14 protein-coding genes are annotated in these 15,505 nt (G+C 54.4%); 3 read left to right on the top strand and 11 right to left on the bottom strand.

What is annotated here, in order from left to right; translation table 11 throughout:
• Positions 1–67 precede the first annotated feature (67 nt).
• Entirely contained in the window at positions 68–388 is a 321-nt protein-coding gene (trxA, locus tag B2T33_RS17485) for a thioredoxin TrxA (RefSeq protein WP_008888557.1), read from the top strand.
• Between the two features lie 89 nt (positions 389–477).
• Here the strand turns inward: trxA (B2T33_RS17485) and B2T33_RS17490 are convergent, their stop codons facing one another.
• The 6 genes from B2T33_RS17490 to glnK all read right to left on the bottom strand — a co-directional run bounded on the left by B2T33_RS17490 (position 478) and on the right by glnK (position 9,592).
• The gene (locus B2T33_RS17490) at positions 478–2,163 is read right to left on the bottom strand and encodes a methyl-accepting chemotaxis protein (RefSeq protein WP_286792734.1); all 1,686 of its coding nucleotides are present in this window, start codon (positions 2,161–2,163) and stop codon (positions 478–480) included.
• 280 nt (positions 2,164–2,443) lie between these two features.
• The gene (locus B2T33_RS17495) at positions 2,444–4,888 is read right to left on the bottom strand and encodes a DNA translocase FtsK (RefSeq protein ID WP_197146198.1); all 2,445 of its coding nucleotides are present in this window, start codon (positions 4,886–4,888) and stop codon (positions 2,444–2,446) included.
• 53 nt (positions 4,889–4,941) lie between these two features.
• On the bottom strand, positions 4,942–6,132 hold the full coding sequence (locus B2T33_RS17500) for an aminotransferase class I/II-fold pyridoxal phosphate-dependent enzyme (protein WP_197146197.1): 1,191 nt from the start codon (positions 6,130–6,132) through the stop codon (positions 4,942–4,944).
• Positions 6,133–6,332: 200 nt separating this feature from the next.
• Complete coding sequence (locus B2T33_RS17505) at positions 6,333–7,571, bottom strand: ammonium transporter (protein WP_286792938.1); 1,239 nt, start codon at positions 7,569–7,571, stop codon at positions 6,333–6,335.
• A 330-nt stretch (positions 7,572–7,901) separates the two neighbouring features.
• Positions 7,902–9,230 (bottom strand): ammonium transporter, encoded by a 1,329-nt coding sequence (gene amt / locus B2T33_RS17510; RefSeq protein WP_008888553.1) that lies wholly within the window; start codon positions 9,228–9,230, stop codon positions 7,902–7,904.
• 23 nt (positions 9,231–9,253) lie between these two features.
• A complete protein-coding gene (glnK, locus tag B2T33_RS17515) occupies positions 9,254–9,592 on the bottom strand; it encodes a P-II family nitrogen regulator (protein ID WP_008888552.1) in 339 nt (112 codons plus the stop codon).
• 574 nt (positions 9,593–10,166) lie between these two features.
• Between glnK and ubiH the strand changes: the two genes are divergently transcribed.
• Together ubiH and B2T33_RS17525 are read left to right on the top strand one after the other, a co-directional pair.
• On the top strand, positions 10,167–11,390 hold the full coding sequence (gene ubiH / locus B2T33_RS17520; RefSeq protein ID WP_286792735.1) for a 2-octaprenyl-6-methoxyphenyl hydroxylase: 1,224 nt from the start codon (positions 10,167–10,169) through the stop codon (positions 11,388–11,390).
• Positions 11,391–11,588: 198 nt separating this feature from the next.
• Positions 11,589–12,245 carry an OmpW/AlkL family protein gene (locus B2T33_RS17525; RefSeq protein ID WP_063086606.1) on the top strand — a complete coding sequence of 219 codons (657 nt, stop codon included), beginning with the start codon at positions 11,589–11,591 and terminating at the stop codon, positions 12,243–12,245.
• Between the two features lie 109 nt (positions 12,246–12,354).
• On the opposite strand, the gene B2T33_RS17530 is transcribed toward B2T33_RS17525, so the two are convergent.
• The 5 genes from B2T33_RS17530 to B2T33_RS17550 all read right to left on the bottom strand — a co-directional run bounded on the left by B2T33_RS17530 (position 12,355) and on the right by B2T33_RS17550 (position 15,266).
• Positions 12,355–12,741 (bottom strand): gamma-butyrobetaine hydroxylase-like domain-containing protein, encoded by a 387-nt coding sequence (locus B2T33_RS17530; protein WP_063086608.1) that lies wholly within the window; start codon positions 12,739–12,741, stop codon positions 12,355–12,357.
• Positions 12,742–12,761: 20 nt separating this feature from the next.
• Complete coding sequence (locus B2T33_RS17535; protein ID WP_008888548.1) at positions 12,762–12,950, bottom strand: Trm112 family protein; 189 nt, start codon at positions 12,948–12,950, stop codon at positions 12,762–12,764.
• A 47-nt stretch (positions 12,951–12,997) separates the two neighbouring features.
• The gene (locus tag B2T33_RS17540) at positions 12,998–13,690 is read right to left on the bottom strand and encodes an LON peptidase substrate-binding domain-containing protein (RefSeq protein ID WP_286792736.1); all 693 of its coding nucleotides are present in this window, start codon (positions 13,688–13,690) and stop codon (positions 12,998–13,000) included.
• Positions 13,687–14,613, bottom strand: a complete 927-nt coding sequence (trxA, locus tag B2T33_RS17545) for a thioredoxin (protein WP_083952699.1) — start codon at positions 14,611–14,613, stop codon at positions 13,687–13,689. Before trxA (B2T33_RS17545) ends, B2T33_RS17540 begins: the two co-directional genes overlap by 4 nt.
• A 134-nt stretch (positions 14,614–14,747) precedes the next feature.
• Complete coding sequence (locus tag B2T33_RS17550) at positions 14,748–15,266, bottom strand: prolyl-tRNA synthetase associated domain-containing protein (RefSeq protein ID WP_286792737.1); 519 nt, start codon at positions 15,264–15,266, stop codon at positions 14,748–14,750.
• Positions 15,267–15,505 lie beyond the last annotated feature (239 nt).

Here is a 15,505-nt window from a genome sequence, read left to right on the forward strand (position 1 = left end):
CCTCATAAAGCGGATCGAGGTTTGCGGGTTCGCCCGCCTTGCCTCGTAACAACTAGGATCTGAAAGTATGACCACGATTAAAGTTTCCGACGGTTCGTTCGATACCGACGTTCTGGGTTCCAACGACCCGGTTTTGGTCGATTTCTGGGCTGAGTGGTGCGGTCCGTGCAAACAGATTGCCCCATATCTCGATGAAATCGCTGGTGAACTGGGCGGCAAGCTCAAGATCGCCAAGGTGAATATCGATGAAAACCCGAACACCCCGGCGAAATACGGTGTTCGTGGCATCCCGACCCTGATGATCTTCAAGGGTGGCGAAGTCGCTGCGATGAAAGTCGGCGCACTTCCGAAAAGCGCTCTTGTCGACTGGATCAACCAGTCGATCTGATCTTCATCGGATCACAGAATACGAAAAGGGGCAGGCTGCAAAACAGCCTGCCCCTTTTCATTTGGTGTCTTTTTGCCGCAATGGGCAGGTTACGCAGCACGGATATCCTTGAGGAATTCCTGAATTTGGCTCAGCAGAACCTGCGACTTGTCGGTCATGCTGTCAGATGCGCGCAGGACTTCGTTAGATGCCTGGCGTTCTTCTTCAGCAGACTCGCGAAGTCCGACAACGTTGTGGGCGACTTCTTTTGTGCCCGACGCAGCTTCGGCGACGTTGCGCGCAATTTCACCGGTTGCCGCATCCTGTTCGCTGACCGCAGCTGCAATCCCGCCCGCCACTTCATTAAGCTCCTTCATGCGCCCTGAAAGATGCTCAATCGCGCCAAGGGCACCTTGGGTGCTTTCCTGAATGCCTGTGATGTGTCCGGCAATATCTTCAGTCGCACGGGTGGTCTGGTTGGCAAGGTTTTTGACCTCGGCTGCGACCACGGCAAAGCCTTTGCCGGCCTCACCAGCGCGGGCGGCCTCAATGGTTGCATTGAGCGCAAGCAGGTTTGTCTGTTCGGCAATCGACTGGATCAGTTCGACGACTTCACCGATTTTTTCCGATGCGTTGGCAAGTTCAGCAAAGATTGCACTGGCATCATCGGCCTCATCTGCACCGGATTGCGCAATCTCCGAACTGCGGGCAACCTGAGATGTGATTTCATCAATTGCTGCGGCCAGTTGTTCCGCAGCAGCGGCAACGGTATCGACGTTGGTTGCAGCCTGTTCGGTGGCAGCGGCAACATTGGCCGCCTTGCTGGTGGTCAGATCAGACTGACCGGCCATCTCGGATGCCGTGCTGCGCAGTTGCGACAGGGCGGCGTTGACGACAGTCAGGTTGCTTTCGACATCGTTCTCGAACGCCTTGATGCGTGCATCGATACGTTTCGCACGTTCGATCTGTGCCTGATTGGCTTCTTCGTGTTGCTTTTGCAGGCGGTCGGCTTTCTTACGGTTTTCGAGGAAAACCTCAAGAGCACGGGCAAGATCGCCAATTTCATCCCCGCGGTCTTGTCCCTCTGTCTGGACAGAAGTATCGCCTTTTGCAACCCGCGACAGGGCTTCGGTGATTTTGCGCATTGGCACGGTTGTGCTTTTCTCGACTGCAAAGCCAAGACCGCAGATGATCACAAGGACGCCAACAAAAACGATGATGCCGATGGTCGTGCTCTGCCAGAATGCAGCCATGACATCGTCCATATAGACTCCTGCAGAAACAACCAAGCCCCAGTCGCCTGCTGTTCTGGCGTATCCGAGTTTCGGTGTGACTTCTTTGCTTTCGGGATGGGGCCAGACATAATCGACATACCCGCCTTCAGGAGCACGGGCAGCTTCAACCAACGCTGCAACAGGTGTCGCACCGGTCGGGTCCTTGACCGCCGAGACCGGCTTTCCATTCAGCGACGCATTGATCGGATGCATGACCATTGTGCCATCGAGGCTCGCGACGAAAACATAGTTTTCACCGTCAAAGCGCTGAGCCTTGACCGTTTCCAGAGCAAGTTTTTTGGCTTCTTCTTCTGAAAACTCGCCTTGTTTTGCCCGGTTGGCAAAATTATCAATGATCGACGCTGATTGATCGACAACATACCGCAGAGTTTCCTGACGGTCCTTGATCATGGTCGTGTACAGGGAATAAAGGTCGATGATCGACACTGCGGCGAGTGCCAAAGCGACCAGAAACATAACGCCGCGCAGTTTCCACGCTAAAGAGTAGTCCGAAAGTTTCATGACGCACCTGCTTGTTACTTGTTCTGTCGTTCCGTCGACGTGAATTGGGGCGAACGGTAACCAGGTGCGTAAATCGCGTTTCCCGAGCAGGTAGTCGTTGATTTATGCCAATCGGCAGTCCGGCGTTCATCTTAGCGCATTGTAAAATAGAGATATTTAATTTTAATTATGGTAATGCAAAACATCTCTGGGTTGCATGAGGAAAAGAAGACCCCACCAAACAGGTGAGGGTCTTCTATGAATTCAGCTTGTATGCAGCGTCTATTCGAGTCTGATCAGGTCAATACTCGTAGGGCGTACCGTCCATATTTTCCATCAGCACTTCACGCTTGCCGACATGGTTGGCGGCGGAAACGACGCCGTTTTCTTCCATCTGCTCGATGATGCGGGCAGCACGGTTATAGCCGATTGAAAGCTTGCGCTGGATGAAGCTGGTCGATGCCTTCTTCTCGCGAAGCACAATACCAACTGCCTGATTGTAAAGATCATCATCTGATCCGCCGCCACCAGCCCCGGCATTACCACCGGCCATATAGGCTGCAACCGGGTCTTCTTCGGGTTCTTCGGTAACGGTTTCGAGATAGGCCGGGTCGCCCTGATCGCGCAGATGCTTGACGATGCTTTCGACTTCTTCGTCTGAAACAAACGGGCCGTGGACACGCTGCAACCGGCCACCCTGACCCATGTAAAGCATATCCCCCTGACCCAGAAGTTGCTCGGCGCCCATTTCACCCAGAATGGTGCGCGAGTCGATTTTCGAGGTCACGGAATAGGAAATACGCGTCGGAAAGTTGGCCTTGATCGTACCCGTAATCACGTCGACTGACGGACGCTGGGTCGCCATGATCAGGTGCAGACCAGCCGCACGGGCCATCTGTGCCAGTCGCTGGATCGAGGCTTCCACATCCTTGCCAGCAACCAGCATCAAATCGGCCATTTCGTCGACGATGATGACGATAAATGGCAGCGGCTCCATCGGCAGTTCCTGATCTTCAAAGATCGGTTTGCCGGTTTCCGGATCAAAGCCGGTCTGAACACGTCGGGTAAGCTGTTCGCCCTTGGCGGCGGCTTCCTTAATGCGTTTGTTATAGCCCGCAATGTTACGCACGCCGACCTGGCTCATGGCGCGATAACGGTCTTCCATCTCGCGCACGGCCCATTTCAGGGCAACCACCGCCTTGTGCGGGTCGGTCACGACCGGTGTCAGAAGATGCGGAATGCCGTCATAGATCGACAGTTCCAGCATCTTGGGATCAATCATGATGAAGCGGCATTCTTCAGGCTTTAGGCGATAGAGCAATGACAAGATCATCGCGTTCACACCAACCGATTTACCCGAACCGGTGGTACCGGCAATCAGCAAGTGCGGCATTTTCGACAGATCGGCAATGACCGGCGTGCCGCCGATATCCTTACCGAGGCTCATATTGAGCTTGCCGGTATTCTTTTCAAAATCACTCGATGCCAGAATTTCATGCAGATGAACGGTTTCACGGCGCGAGTTTGGCAGTTCGATCCCGATGACGTTGCGTCCGGGCACCACGGCAACACGGGCGGCAATCGCACTCATGGAACGCGCAATATCATCTGCCAGGCCAATCACGCGCGATGATTTGACGCCTGCGGCGGGCTCGAGCTCATAAAGGGTGACAACCGGGCCCGGGCGAACCTGAACGATCTCGCCCTTAACGCCAAAGTCCTGAAGCACGGTTTCAAGCAAACGGGCATTCTGTGCCAAGGCTTCCTGATCGATCTGGTTGGCATCGGCCGGATCAGGTTCACCAAGCAGATCAAGCGGTGGGAAACGATACTCATCCGAGCCCAGATCAAACGATGCCTGACGCTGCGCTGCGGCCTTCTGGCTTGGTTGCAGCTTGGCGGCTGGCGCGGCGACAATATGAACCGGCGGTTCGTGATCGTCATCGTCGTCAAACTCGTCATAATCATCCGCGGCAACATCCGGTTCAGATTTCCGGGTTGAAATGGCCGTGCCAAGCTTGGACTTGCCTGTGTCCATCGACGGTTCCTGACGCGAGCCCGGGGCACGCTTGGCAAGCGGCTCATCGTTGCTGCCAGTCGGGATAATGGCACGAATGCCTGCAATCACCTTGCCGCCGGCAAAGGACAGCGCCGTGCCCAACCGTCCCCATTCAGACAGGGAATAGGCCATACAAAAGATCGTCAGTGCCAGACCAAGCATCATGGATGCCAATGCGATCAGGGCCCGTGCGCCGGGAACCCCAATCATCGCAAAACCGGCCTGAAGCTTGCCCAGCAGCAAATCACCGGCAAAGCCGCCCAGACCAACCGTCAGCGGCCAATGCATGCCCGGCTGAATGGCGGCTGCCGAAACCGCGACAAGAAGCAGTGCCAGCGGCAAGACAAGGAAACGTGCCCACATCCAACGGAACGGTTTGACCGCAATCAGGCGCAGGCCCCAGGCGACAAGCAAAACGGTAATCAGTGCGGATGCCAGACCAAGGGTCCGCAGCATCAAATCCGCGCCATAGGCCCCGACAATCCCCAACGGATTAAAAATCGTCGTGCGGTCCGTGGCATGGTTAAACGATGGGTCGCCGGGATGAAAACCGATCAGCATGATGAACAGGGCCATGGCCAGCAATACCAGCCCCAGGCCGCAAAACCGCAAACCACTGCGCTTGAGCAGTGTCACGAGACTGCCGGGCATGAATGCGGTTCCAAGAGTGTTTGACTGGCTGCTCATCTGGGTATCCGTTCTGGTTAAGTCCTGCTGTTCTGGTCGGGCGAAGCGTCGGTTTAGCTTTCCAATGCCTTAGCGATGCGGGTCAGTCCTTCCCGCGTGGTTTCAAGATCATGCACCAAGGCAATGCGGATGAACCGTTTGCCCGGATTGTCGCCATTGGCATCGGTCAATGACAGGTAACTGCCCGGAATGACCTTTACCCCGGATTCTTTCCAGATTTTTCGGGTGGCGGCCTCATCATCGCCGACATCAAGCCACAGGAAAAATCCGCCGGGCGGGCGATAGAAGCCAAACCGGTTGCCAAAGACTTCCTCGGCGATGTCGATTTTGGCTCGATAGATATCCCGGTTGGCCTCCGCATGGGCATCATCGTTCCAAAGTGCGGTGGATGCGGCCATGACCGGCATCGGAATGGTGGCCGAGCAATAGCTGCGCAGTGCGGTAAAGCGTTTGATGATCTTTGCATCACCGGCAACGAAGCCTGAACGCAAACCCGGCGCACTGGATCGTTTCGAAAGACTGTGGAAGACAAGAATATTGTCCATGTTTCCACCCTGTGCGGTACAGATTTCAAGCGCGCCGGTCGGTGCGGTGCTGTCATAGATATCGGCATAGCACTCATCCATGGCCAGCACGAAGTCATGCTTGCGCGCCAATGCAATGATCTGTTCGAGGTACGCACGTGATGCAATCGCCCCTTGCGGGTTGGCCGGCGAGCAAAGGAAGAACAGCGCGCAGGCATCAAGATCCTTGGCATCAATCTGATCAAGATCGGGCAGGAACCCGTTTTCCGGCTCTGCTGCCAGCGGCACCATTTCCGCGTCATTCAAAACCGCTGCGCCGCAATAGACCTGATAGAACGGGTTGGGCAGCAAGACCTTGGGTTTAGGACCCGGTTGATCCTGTGGAATGACGGTGGTGGCAATCAGATAAAGTGCCTCGCGCGTGCCTGCGACCGGCAGGACGTGATCATCACGGTCGATCATGTCTTTGGGCAGGTTATAGCGGCGATCAAGCCAGTTTTTGATGGCGTCGCGCAATTCCGGCGTACCGGTGCCGGGCGGGTATTTGTGCCAAAGGCTGGCATGTTTGACCATTGCCTCGGTGATCATGGCGGGCGGTTCGTGCTGTGGCTCGCCGATCGACATAACAAGCGGCGGCTGACCGGGTTCGATCCCGTCAAGCAGGGTTGCCAATCGCGGAAACGGATAGGCAGGCAATTGATCCAGGCGCGCGTTAAACATGGTCGTCGTCAATCCAGCATGATCTGTGGTCCGCCGTTCGCGGTCCCGTTATTCGGAAGATGGGTAAAATCCCCTGACTTTACCCCTATGCCAAAAGTGCAAAGAAACATTTAAGAGCACGGGTAAGCCAACGCAAAAAGCCCGGAAAGATGCGCTTTCCGGGCTTGAAAGAGTATTAACTCTGTTGCTGGTCGCGCAACCTAGCTCGCGCGGAGATCATCCTCGGGATATGCGCCGATGTTGTGGATCGAGATATCCGCACCATCAAACTCGGCTTCTTCGGACAGACGGATCCCAATCGTGATCTTGAGGGCGCCATAGACAACAAAGCCCACCACGGTCGCAAAAACGACACCAATCAGCGACCCTGCCAGCTGTGCGCTGAACGATATGCCGCCCATACCGCCAAGAGCCTCAAGGCCAAAGATGCCACAGGCAATTCCGCCCAGAAGACCGCACATGCCGTGCAGCGGCCAAACGCCAAGAACATCGTCAATTTTCCATTTTGCCTGACACTGATTGAAACCCCAGACAAACAGGGCACCGGCAAGACCGCCGGTCACCAGTGCGCCCAACGGATGCATGACATCTGACCCGGCGCAAACGGCAACAAGTCCGGCAAGTGCGCCGTTATGGACAAAACCGGGATCGTTTCGACCGGCAATCAGTGCCGTCAGAATCCCGCCGACCATCGCCATCAGCGAGTTAACCGCAACCAGTCCGGTAATGCCGCTTATCGATTGTGCGGACATGACGTTAAAGCCAAACCAGCCAACACAAAGAACCCACGACCCCAACGCGAGGAAGGGAATGTTTGATGGCGGAATACCCACGAGGCCGCCGGTTTTGGTGTATCGCCCGCGACGAACGCCGAGATTGATCACAGCACCAAGGGCGATCCAGCCGCCAACCGCATGAACGACGATGGAACCGGCAAAGTCATGGAACGGTGCGCCAAAAGTGGTTTCGATCATGTCCTGGAAGCCGAAATTGTTATTCCAGACCATGCCCTCAAACAGGGGATAGCAACCCCCCACCAAAATGGCGGTGGCAAACAGCTGCGGATAGAAACGCGCGCGTTCTGCAATACCGCCAGAGATGATGGCGGGGATTGCAGCTGCAAACGTCAAAAGGAAGAAGAATTTGACCAGATCATAGCCGCTATCAGCAAAGGCCGGGCTGTTTTCGGGGGAGATCTGACCGCTCAGAACGCCAGCATTGGCAAAGAAATCAACGCCATATGCGATGCTGTAGCCGACAAAGAAATAGGCAATGGTCGAAACAGCGAAATCAACAATGATCTTAACCAGTGCGTTAACCTGGTTCTTTTTGCGAACCGTGCCGACTTCAAGAAAGGCAAAACCGGCATGCATTGCGAGCACCATAATAGCGCCCATCAGGACGAAAAATACGTCCGAGGCAGTTTGGAAGGCCCCCATAAGGCGTCCCCTTTTCAAATAGCGTTTCCTCTCGGTCCGGTCTTGTCGGGGCAGCCGGACTCTGGTTCGGGGCAGCCAAAATCAATTTTCGTGCCAATGCCACAAAACCGGGCAGCAAAGCGTAAAATGCCAAGGCTGTTGCTTGGTATTTGACTGTCGGGGTGAGGCATTCGGTTTTAGGGGCAAAAAACGTCTTTGCCTTTCAAGTGATCAAAACGCTGCCCAAAAAGGCAGCATGAAACAAAAAAGCCCGCCCGGGTTTCCCCGGACGGGCTTTTGATCTGATTGATCAGGTGCCGTGCGAACACGGCACCTGTCAGAAAGTCTTGCTTAGAAGCGCTGGGAACCCTTACCGAATTCCGGATAGGCTTCCAGACCAAGCTCGGTCGCATCCGAACCGTTGGCTTCTTCTTCCTCGGAGAGGCGAATACCAACAGTGAACTTCAGAGCCAGCCATACGATTGACGAAGCAACGATGGTGAAGGCACCCATTGCAACGATACCGGTGATCTGCGTACCGAAGGAAGCACCGTCATTGGTGAACGGAACAGCAAGGGTGCCCCAGATACCAGCAACAAGGTGAACCGAAACAGCACCAACAACGTCGTCGATTTTCAGTTTGTCGAGCAGCGGAACTGCAACAACAACCAGGATACCACCGATTGCACCGATGATGATCGCCGAGCCAATGGTCGGGGTGTCCGGAGCAGCCGTGATCGAGACCAGACCAGCCAGTGCACCGTTAAGTGCCATGGTGAGGTCGACCTTTTTGTAAAGGATCTGGGTCAGGATGATTGCTGCAACCACACCGCCGGCAGCAGCCATGGTGGTGTTGCCATAGATGTTGGCAATGGCGATGACGTCAGCGCCGGTACCCATAGCAAGCTGGGAACCACCGTTGAAGCCGAACCAGCCGAGCCACAGGACGAAGGTACCAAGCGTTGCAAGCGGAAGGTTCGAACCCGGCATCGGGTGAACCGAACCGTCTTCGCCGTACTTGCCTTTACGTGCACCAAGGATGATCGCACCGGTCAGAGCAGCCCAGCCGCCGACCGAGTGAACAATGGTGGAACCGGCAAAGTCAGAGAAGCCCATTTCCGACAGCCAGCCGCCGCCCCAGGTCCATGCACCGGTGATCGGATACAGAACGCCAGTCAGAACAACGACGAAGATCAGGAACGGCCAAAGTTTGATACGCTCGGCAACAGTACCCGATACGATCGAAGCTGCGGTGGCAACGAAGACCATCTGGAAGAACCAGTCGGACGTTGCGGAATAACCGCCAGAGAAGTCGCCACCAAGGGCAGCGGAGTCATCTGCGCTCCAAAGGCTCAGCGAGCCGATCCAGCCAGATACATCCATGTACATCAGGTTGTAACCGATGAGGTAGTACATGATGCCTGCGATTGCGAAGAGCGAAATGTTCTTCAGCAGGATGGTGGTAACGTTTTTGGTACGAACCAGGCCGCTCTCAAGCATAGCAAAGCCAGCCGCCATGAACATGACGATTGCGCCACTGAACAGGAAGCTAAAGCTGTTGAGAATGAACTGGGTTTCAGCCGGAACGCCTGCGTCCTGAGCAAAAGCCGGAGAAGCGATTGCCAGAAGGGCGGTAGCTGCAGCCGCAGCAAGGCCGGTTTTCTTCATGGAAATAGTCATAATGTCTCCCCTTGTCTCTGGACTTACAGGGCGTCGTCGCCGGTTTCACCAGTACGGATACGAACCGCCTGATTCACATCAAGAACGAAAATCTTACCGTCCCCGATTTTCCCGGTTTGAGCAGTTTTGGTGATGGCTTCGACAACCTGATCAACCAGATTATCCGTGATGGCGACTTCCAGCTTCACCTTCGGCAGGAAGCTGACCATGTATTCAGCACCACGATAAATTTCGGTCTGACCTTTCTGGCGACCAAAACCTTTAACTTCGGTGACCGTCAAACCCTGGACGCCCAGTGCGCTAAGCGCTTCACGGACTTCGTCCAGTTTGAACGGCTTAATGACAGCAGTAACAAGTTTCATAATAATGCGACCTCCCGGCATATCCGTTGAGTACCAACGTGGTAATCACGATTTCGCAGTCGCAGTCTCCAAACCAAGAATCGTGCCAGACTCAGAATAAAAATCGTAAATTGCTGTTTTCGTTACATAAAATGATGAATCGATCTGACGAAATTATGACTTCGTTCTGTCATGACCGGATTAAAATCTGCACAAAATCTGTGGCTGTTCAAAAAATATGCATATTTTTTAATCAACCTGTCGCGTAATTGAAAAGCGCTTACAGCTCAAGGCTCTGTGGCAAATCACATTCTTGTTCCGCGGGCTTTGCTGCAACCAAGGGGTGATATGCCTTGGCAGGTGGCGATGGTGCATTCACGGCTGCCAAAGATGGTTTTGCCCCGATGTTGTGCCGGCAAAGGTGTGATAACTGCGCGTCGATGATCGGTGCGGGTTGTGGCTGCGTATCTGGCAGGGTAAAGATGTGCAAACAACGCTTTCATGACGCCCTATTGCGTCAGGTCAACGCAGGATGCCAAGCTGCATTGTAAACCGGCATCACTGGCCAAGGCCAAACGACACAGGAAATTGCGATATGCATGATCAGCAGCCACTTCAAACCGATGTCATTATTCTTGGGGGCGGCTTGAACGGTGCCTCTATAGCCTTGGCGCTGGCCCATGGCGGCATCAAGTCGGTGGTGATTGATTATGCAGACCCCAAAACCATCCTGACGGCTAATTACGATGGCCGCACCTGTGCGATTGCCGCTGCCTCCAAGTCGGTTTTGGAAGTGATCGGTGCCTGGGAAAACATGGCCGATGGCGCGGAACCGATCCTTGATATCCGCATTGCCGACGGTCAAAGCCCGCTTTTCCTGCATTACGACCATCATGATGTCGGTAACGAGCCACTTGGCTATATTGTCGAAAATCTTGTCACGCGCAGTGCGCTTTATCGTGCCATCGAAAAAACCGATCTGGTCAAAATGATTGCACCGGCCAAGGTCGAAACGATTGCACGTGATCAGGGTGCAATGACCATTACGCTGGCCGGCGGGCAAGTCGTGCGCGCACCACTTGCCATCGGGGCCGAAGGGCGCAAATCAATGTTGCGCGAATGGGCAGGCATCAAGACCTATAACTGGAGCTATAAGCAAAGTGCGGTGGTGTGCACCGTCAAGCACCAGCAGCCCCACAATGGGCTGGCGGTCGAGCATTTCCTGCCAGCAGGCCCGTTTGCAATCCTGCCGATGACCGATAACCGTTGCTCGATTGTCTGGACCGAGGGCACGGATCAAGCCAATTATCTGGTCAATCTTGATGATCAGACCTTCCTTGATGAATTGCATCGCCGGTTTGACGGCTATCTCGGTGATCTTGAAGTTATCGGGCCACGCTTCTGCTATCCGCTTGGGTTGCAGCACGCCTATCACTATACCCAGGATCGCTTGGCGCTGATTGGTGATGCAGCGCACGGCATGCATCCGATTGCCGGTCAGGGGCTGAATATGGGGATCCGCGATGTTGCGGTTCTGGCAGAAATTCTGGTCAATGCCCATCGTCTTGGTCGTGATATCGGCAGTGCCGATGTGCTGGCAGAATATGAACAATGGCGTCGTTTCGATAACACGGTGATGCTGGCGGTAACCGATATTACCACGCGCCTGTTCTCGAACGATATCGCGCCGATCCGTTGGGCGCGTGATATCGGATTGGCGATTGTCGAGAAAATCCCGCCCCTAAAAAAGACCTTCATGTCGCATGCGATGGGCTATGCCGGTACCTTGCCAAAGCTGATGCAGGGCAAGCCGCTGTAACCGGATTACCTTTTGCCACAACCGGGCATTGTCGTCAGGGATTCCGGTCGAAAAATAGCTATAGGTGATCAAAGGTCATTTAAAACCATTCAAAAACATGTCGTTTTTTGTGAGTGATTGTTGATTTGTGTCAACAAGTCAGCAAACAGAAAAGCGCAATGTCCCCGTCGAGTTGATCAAACTAACAGGGGACAGATAATGTCATTCAAATCCAAACTCCTTGGTGCCGCATTGTTGGGTGGCATGATGGCCGCTTCGTTTGTTGCTGCCAATCCGGCTTCCGCACAGACCGCCGAATTCAAAACCAAACAGGCTGGCGACATCGTTGTTCGTGCCCGTGCCATTGCTATGGTGCCGGACGAAGATACCTATGATGACACGATTGGTTCTGGCGAAGGCCAACTTAGCAACGACGTTGTTCCGGAAGTCGATTTTTCCTACTTCCTGACTGACAACATCGCGCTCGAACTGATCGCAGCAACCACGCAGCATGATCTGGATTGGTCGAACCCGAGCCTTGATGCTGGTTCTGTGCGCCTTCTGCCGCCGACACTGACCCTGCAGTATCACTTTATGCCGGAAAGCCGCTGGAGCCCGTATGTTGGTGCAGGTATCAACTACACCTTCTTCTATGACTCCAAGCCGGGCCAGTTCAATTCTGTCAAATATGACGACGGCTTTGGCTACGCTTTCCAAGCAGGTTTTGACTATGCGATTTCTGGTCCGTGGTCTGTCAACCTCGACGTCAAGAAGATTTTCCTTGATACCGATGTCAGCATCAATAACGGTGCGAACACCTCCAAAGCCCATCTTGACCCGTGGGTCTTCGGTCTCGGTATTGGCTATCGCTTCTAAGAAAGCGTGCGTCCGAGGATAACCTCCGCGGACAGCAAGACACTAAAAACGGTCCTGTCTTTGGCAGGGCCGTTTTTGTTTTGGGACTTTTAGGAAGAAGGGGGGGGCGTTAGCGCTTGGCGGGATCGCGTGACAGGCCGCGTGCTTTGAGTGCAGCGAGATAGTCGTTCCAGAGCTTATCCTGATTTTCGTGCAATTCGCGCAGATATTGCCAGCTAAACAGGCCGCTATCATGCAAATCGTCGAAGGTAATGCGCACGGCATAATTCCCGACCGGCACAATATCGATTATGCCGACATACCGGCGGCCGGCGATGATCTTTTTTTCTGACGGATGATGGCCTTGAACTTCGGCGGACGGGCTTTCCACGCGAAGCAGCTCGGCGCCAAGGCGCGTTTGAACACCGTCATCCCAGATGATTTCCAGAATGCGCTCATCACGCAGATAGTTGATTTCTACCGGGGTGAAAGCAGGCGTAAAACCGTCGCTGGGCATGGTGGCAGGCAACCTTTGCCTTAGTCTTCGATGGCACGGGCTTCGTCGGGCAGCATGATCGGAATGCCGTCGCGGATCGGATAGGCAAGACCGGCCTTTGGGCTGATCAGTTCGTTATTTTCACGATCATATTCCAACGCCTGTTTGGTCACCGGACAGACAAGGATTTCAAGAAGTTTCGGGTCTACCGGGCTATGGGTCGCGGTCATCAATTCAGCCTTCGGGTTGGATTTGCCGTGTGCGGCGGCAAGTATGTTCAGTTGGCATTGCTGTGTGCGTGCTTGGGATCGGCATGGACCGCCATTTCAAGCAACGACGTTAGCATATCACCGCGATCATACAGCGTTGTGCATTCGAGCAAAGCCTGTTTTTCAAGCGGACTTAGGCGACAGCCCATGGAAATGGTGGTGATCAGCATTTCATCATCGCTATCTGCCAGTGTGTCCCAGCATGATTGCAGCGAATGTTGCGCGAAATAGGCGTCAAGCGCCATGCGCAGGCGATCACGATTGATCGGCGTATCGTCATCCTTGGGTGTGGTCAGATCCTTCTTCCACGGCGCGAAATCGCCACGCACCCGGCGATATCCACCGGAATTTTCGGGCAATTCCTCGATCACGGTAAATCGGCAGACACCCGTGAGCGTGATCAGAAACCGTCCATCGTCGGTTTCGCTAAAGGCGGTAATGCGGCCCGCACATCCTGTCGAAAAGATCTCCGGGCGATCCGGGTCCATGAAATAGGCGTTACGCTGATCCGGTCGGGGTTGAATCATCCCGATCATCCGGTCCTGTCCAAGCGCATCCGTGACCATATTCATGTAGCGCGGCTCAAAGATATTAAGCGGCAAATGCCCGCGCGGCAGCAAAAGGGCACCGCTTAGCGGGAATACCGGCATGGTTTCCGGAAGGTCCGAAAGTTCAGGATCAAAGGGGCCGCATATGCTCATGAGAACAATACCGTCGATAATGCACGGCGTCCGGCGACGCTGGCAGGGTCCATCGGACCCCAGGCTTCAAAAAACTTCAGGAGCTGGGTGCGTCCTGCGTCCTCGTTCCATTCGCGGTTGGTGCGAATGATGGTGATCATGGCATTGACCGCTTCTTCGCGCTTGTTCTTGGCAAAACAGGCCATGCCGTAATCATAAAGTGCCTGCGGGTCGTTCGGGTTGGCTTCTGCCTTGGCGCGCGCGGCTTCAAGGTCTTCACCCGAAACCCCGGTCTCGGCCAGTTCAAGCGCGCTGATCGCGGCTGCAATCGGCGCCTTCAGGCGATCAACATCAGACATGTTGTCAACGAAGTGGCGGGCTTCTTCAACTTCATCCATCCCCACCATGCAACGGATCATGCCGCCAATTGCGGTTTCATTGTCCTGTTCGCGCTCAAGTACGCTGACATAAAGACCATGGGCTGCTTCAAAGTTTTCCTCTGCAAGTGCGGCACTTGCCTGTTCAAGCAGTCCCTCGATCGGGCTTTCAATAGGACCACCAGCGAGTTTTTCATAGAACGCGCGCACTTCGCTTTCGGGCTGTGCGCCCTGAAAACCATCGACCGGGCGGCCGCCCTTGAAGGCATACACCGTCGGTACCGACTGGATGCGAAGCTGCATCGCCAGTTCCTGGTTCTCGTCGATATTGACCTTGACCAGTTTCACACGCCCGCCAGCCTCACGGGTGACTTTTTCGATCACCGGTGTCAGGCTTTTGCACGGACCGCACCATGGCGCCCAGAAATCGACAACCACCGGCACTTCCATCGACGGTTCGATAACGTCCTGGACGAAGGTTTCGACACTGCTGTCCTTGATCAGGTCAGAATCCTGATTTTGGGTGGTGGCGCCATCCGGCGCATTCGCATCAAGAATGATCGACATTATTGTTCACTCGCTAATTCTGAATTCTAGATGATACCGCCATGCCCGGACGACAAGAGGCAGCCATGTGATATTGCGTGTCACTTATACTTGAATATAAGAAGATTTAAGGGCTTACCTCAGATGTCCGTGGTTCATTTATCATCGGCCGTGGCGGGTTCGGCATCAAAATCAATGATCATCGCCTCATAGCCAAGTGAGCCGATGAAGGTTAACAGGTCTGCCGAGGAAATTGTCGTGGTGCGGTCATTTCGCAAGGGGTGAAAGTTCAACAGATCCCCGTTGGCAAGCTTGGCATCAAGGGCCAAGTTGACCTTGCGGTCCCGATCATTGAGCAATGCAAAGGGGGTGACGGAACCCGGTTTTATGCCAAGCGTTTCGATCAGAAGCTCCGGCTTGCCAAACGACAGGCGCGCGCATCCCAGCCGCTTGTGCAGGTGGTTCATGCGGATTTCGGTCTCTTCCTCGGCAACCACCAGCCACAATGCGCCCTTCTTGTCTTTGACAAACAGGTTCTTGGAATGAAGCCCCGGCAGGTCGCCACGCAGTGCCTGCGAATCCTCAACCGTAAACAACGGTTCGTGTTCATGTGTTTTCGTTTCGATACCCAATTTGGCCAGATGATCGAAAAGCGGGGTTGATGGATCACTCATGCTCTTTCCCTTGTGGCTGTGCGCCAAAAGATAACCAAGTTCAAAACCGGACGCAAATTTGCATAAATCGGGTCGGATTTCGACAATTGGGACGCTTAAAGTCAAGGAAAACCGCCAAAATTCCTGATGTCGCGATTTCAAAGAAAAAAGGGTTGCAATCGCTCTTTGTTGGGCTATTATCCGCGCCGCTCCACAGGGGCAGAAACAATCTGATGAACGCGGGCGTAGCTCAGGGGTAG

Source organism: Thalassospira sp. UBA4513 (assembly GCF_002388495.1).
GTDB lineage: Bacteria > Pseudomonadota > Alphaproteobacteria > Rhodospirillales > Thalassospiraceae > Thalassospira > Thalassospira tepidiphila.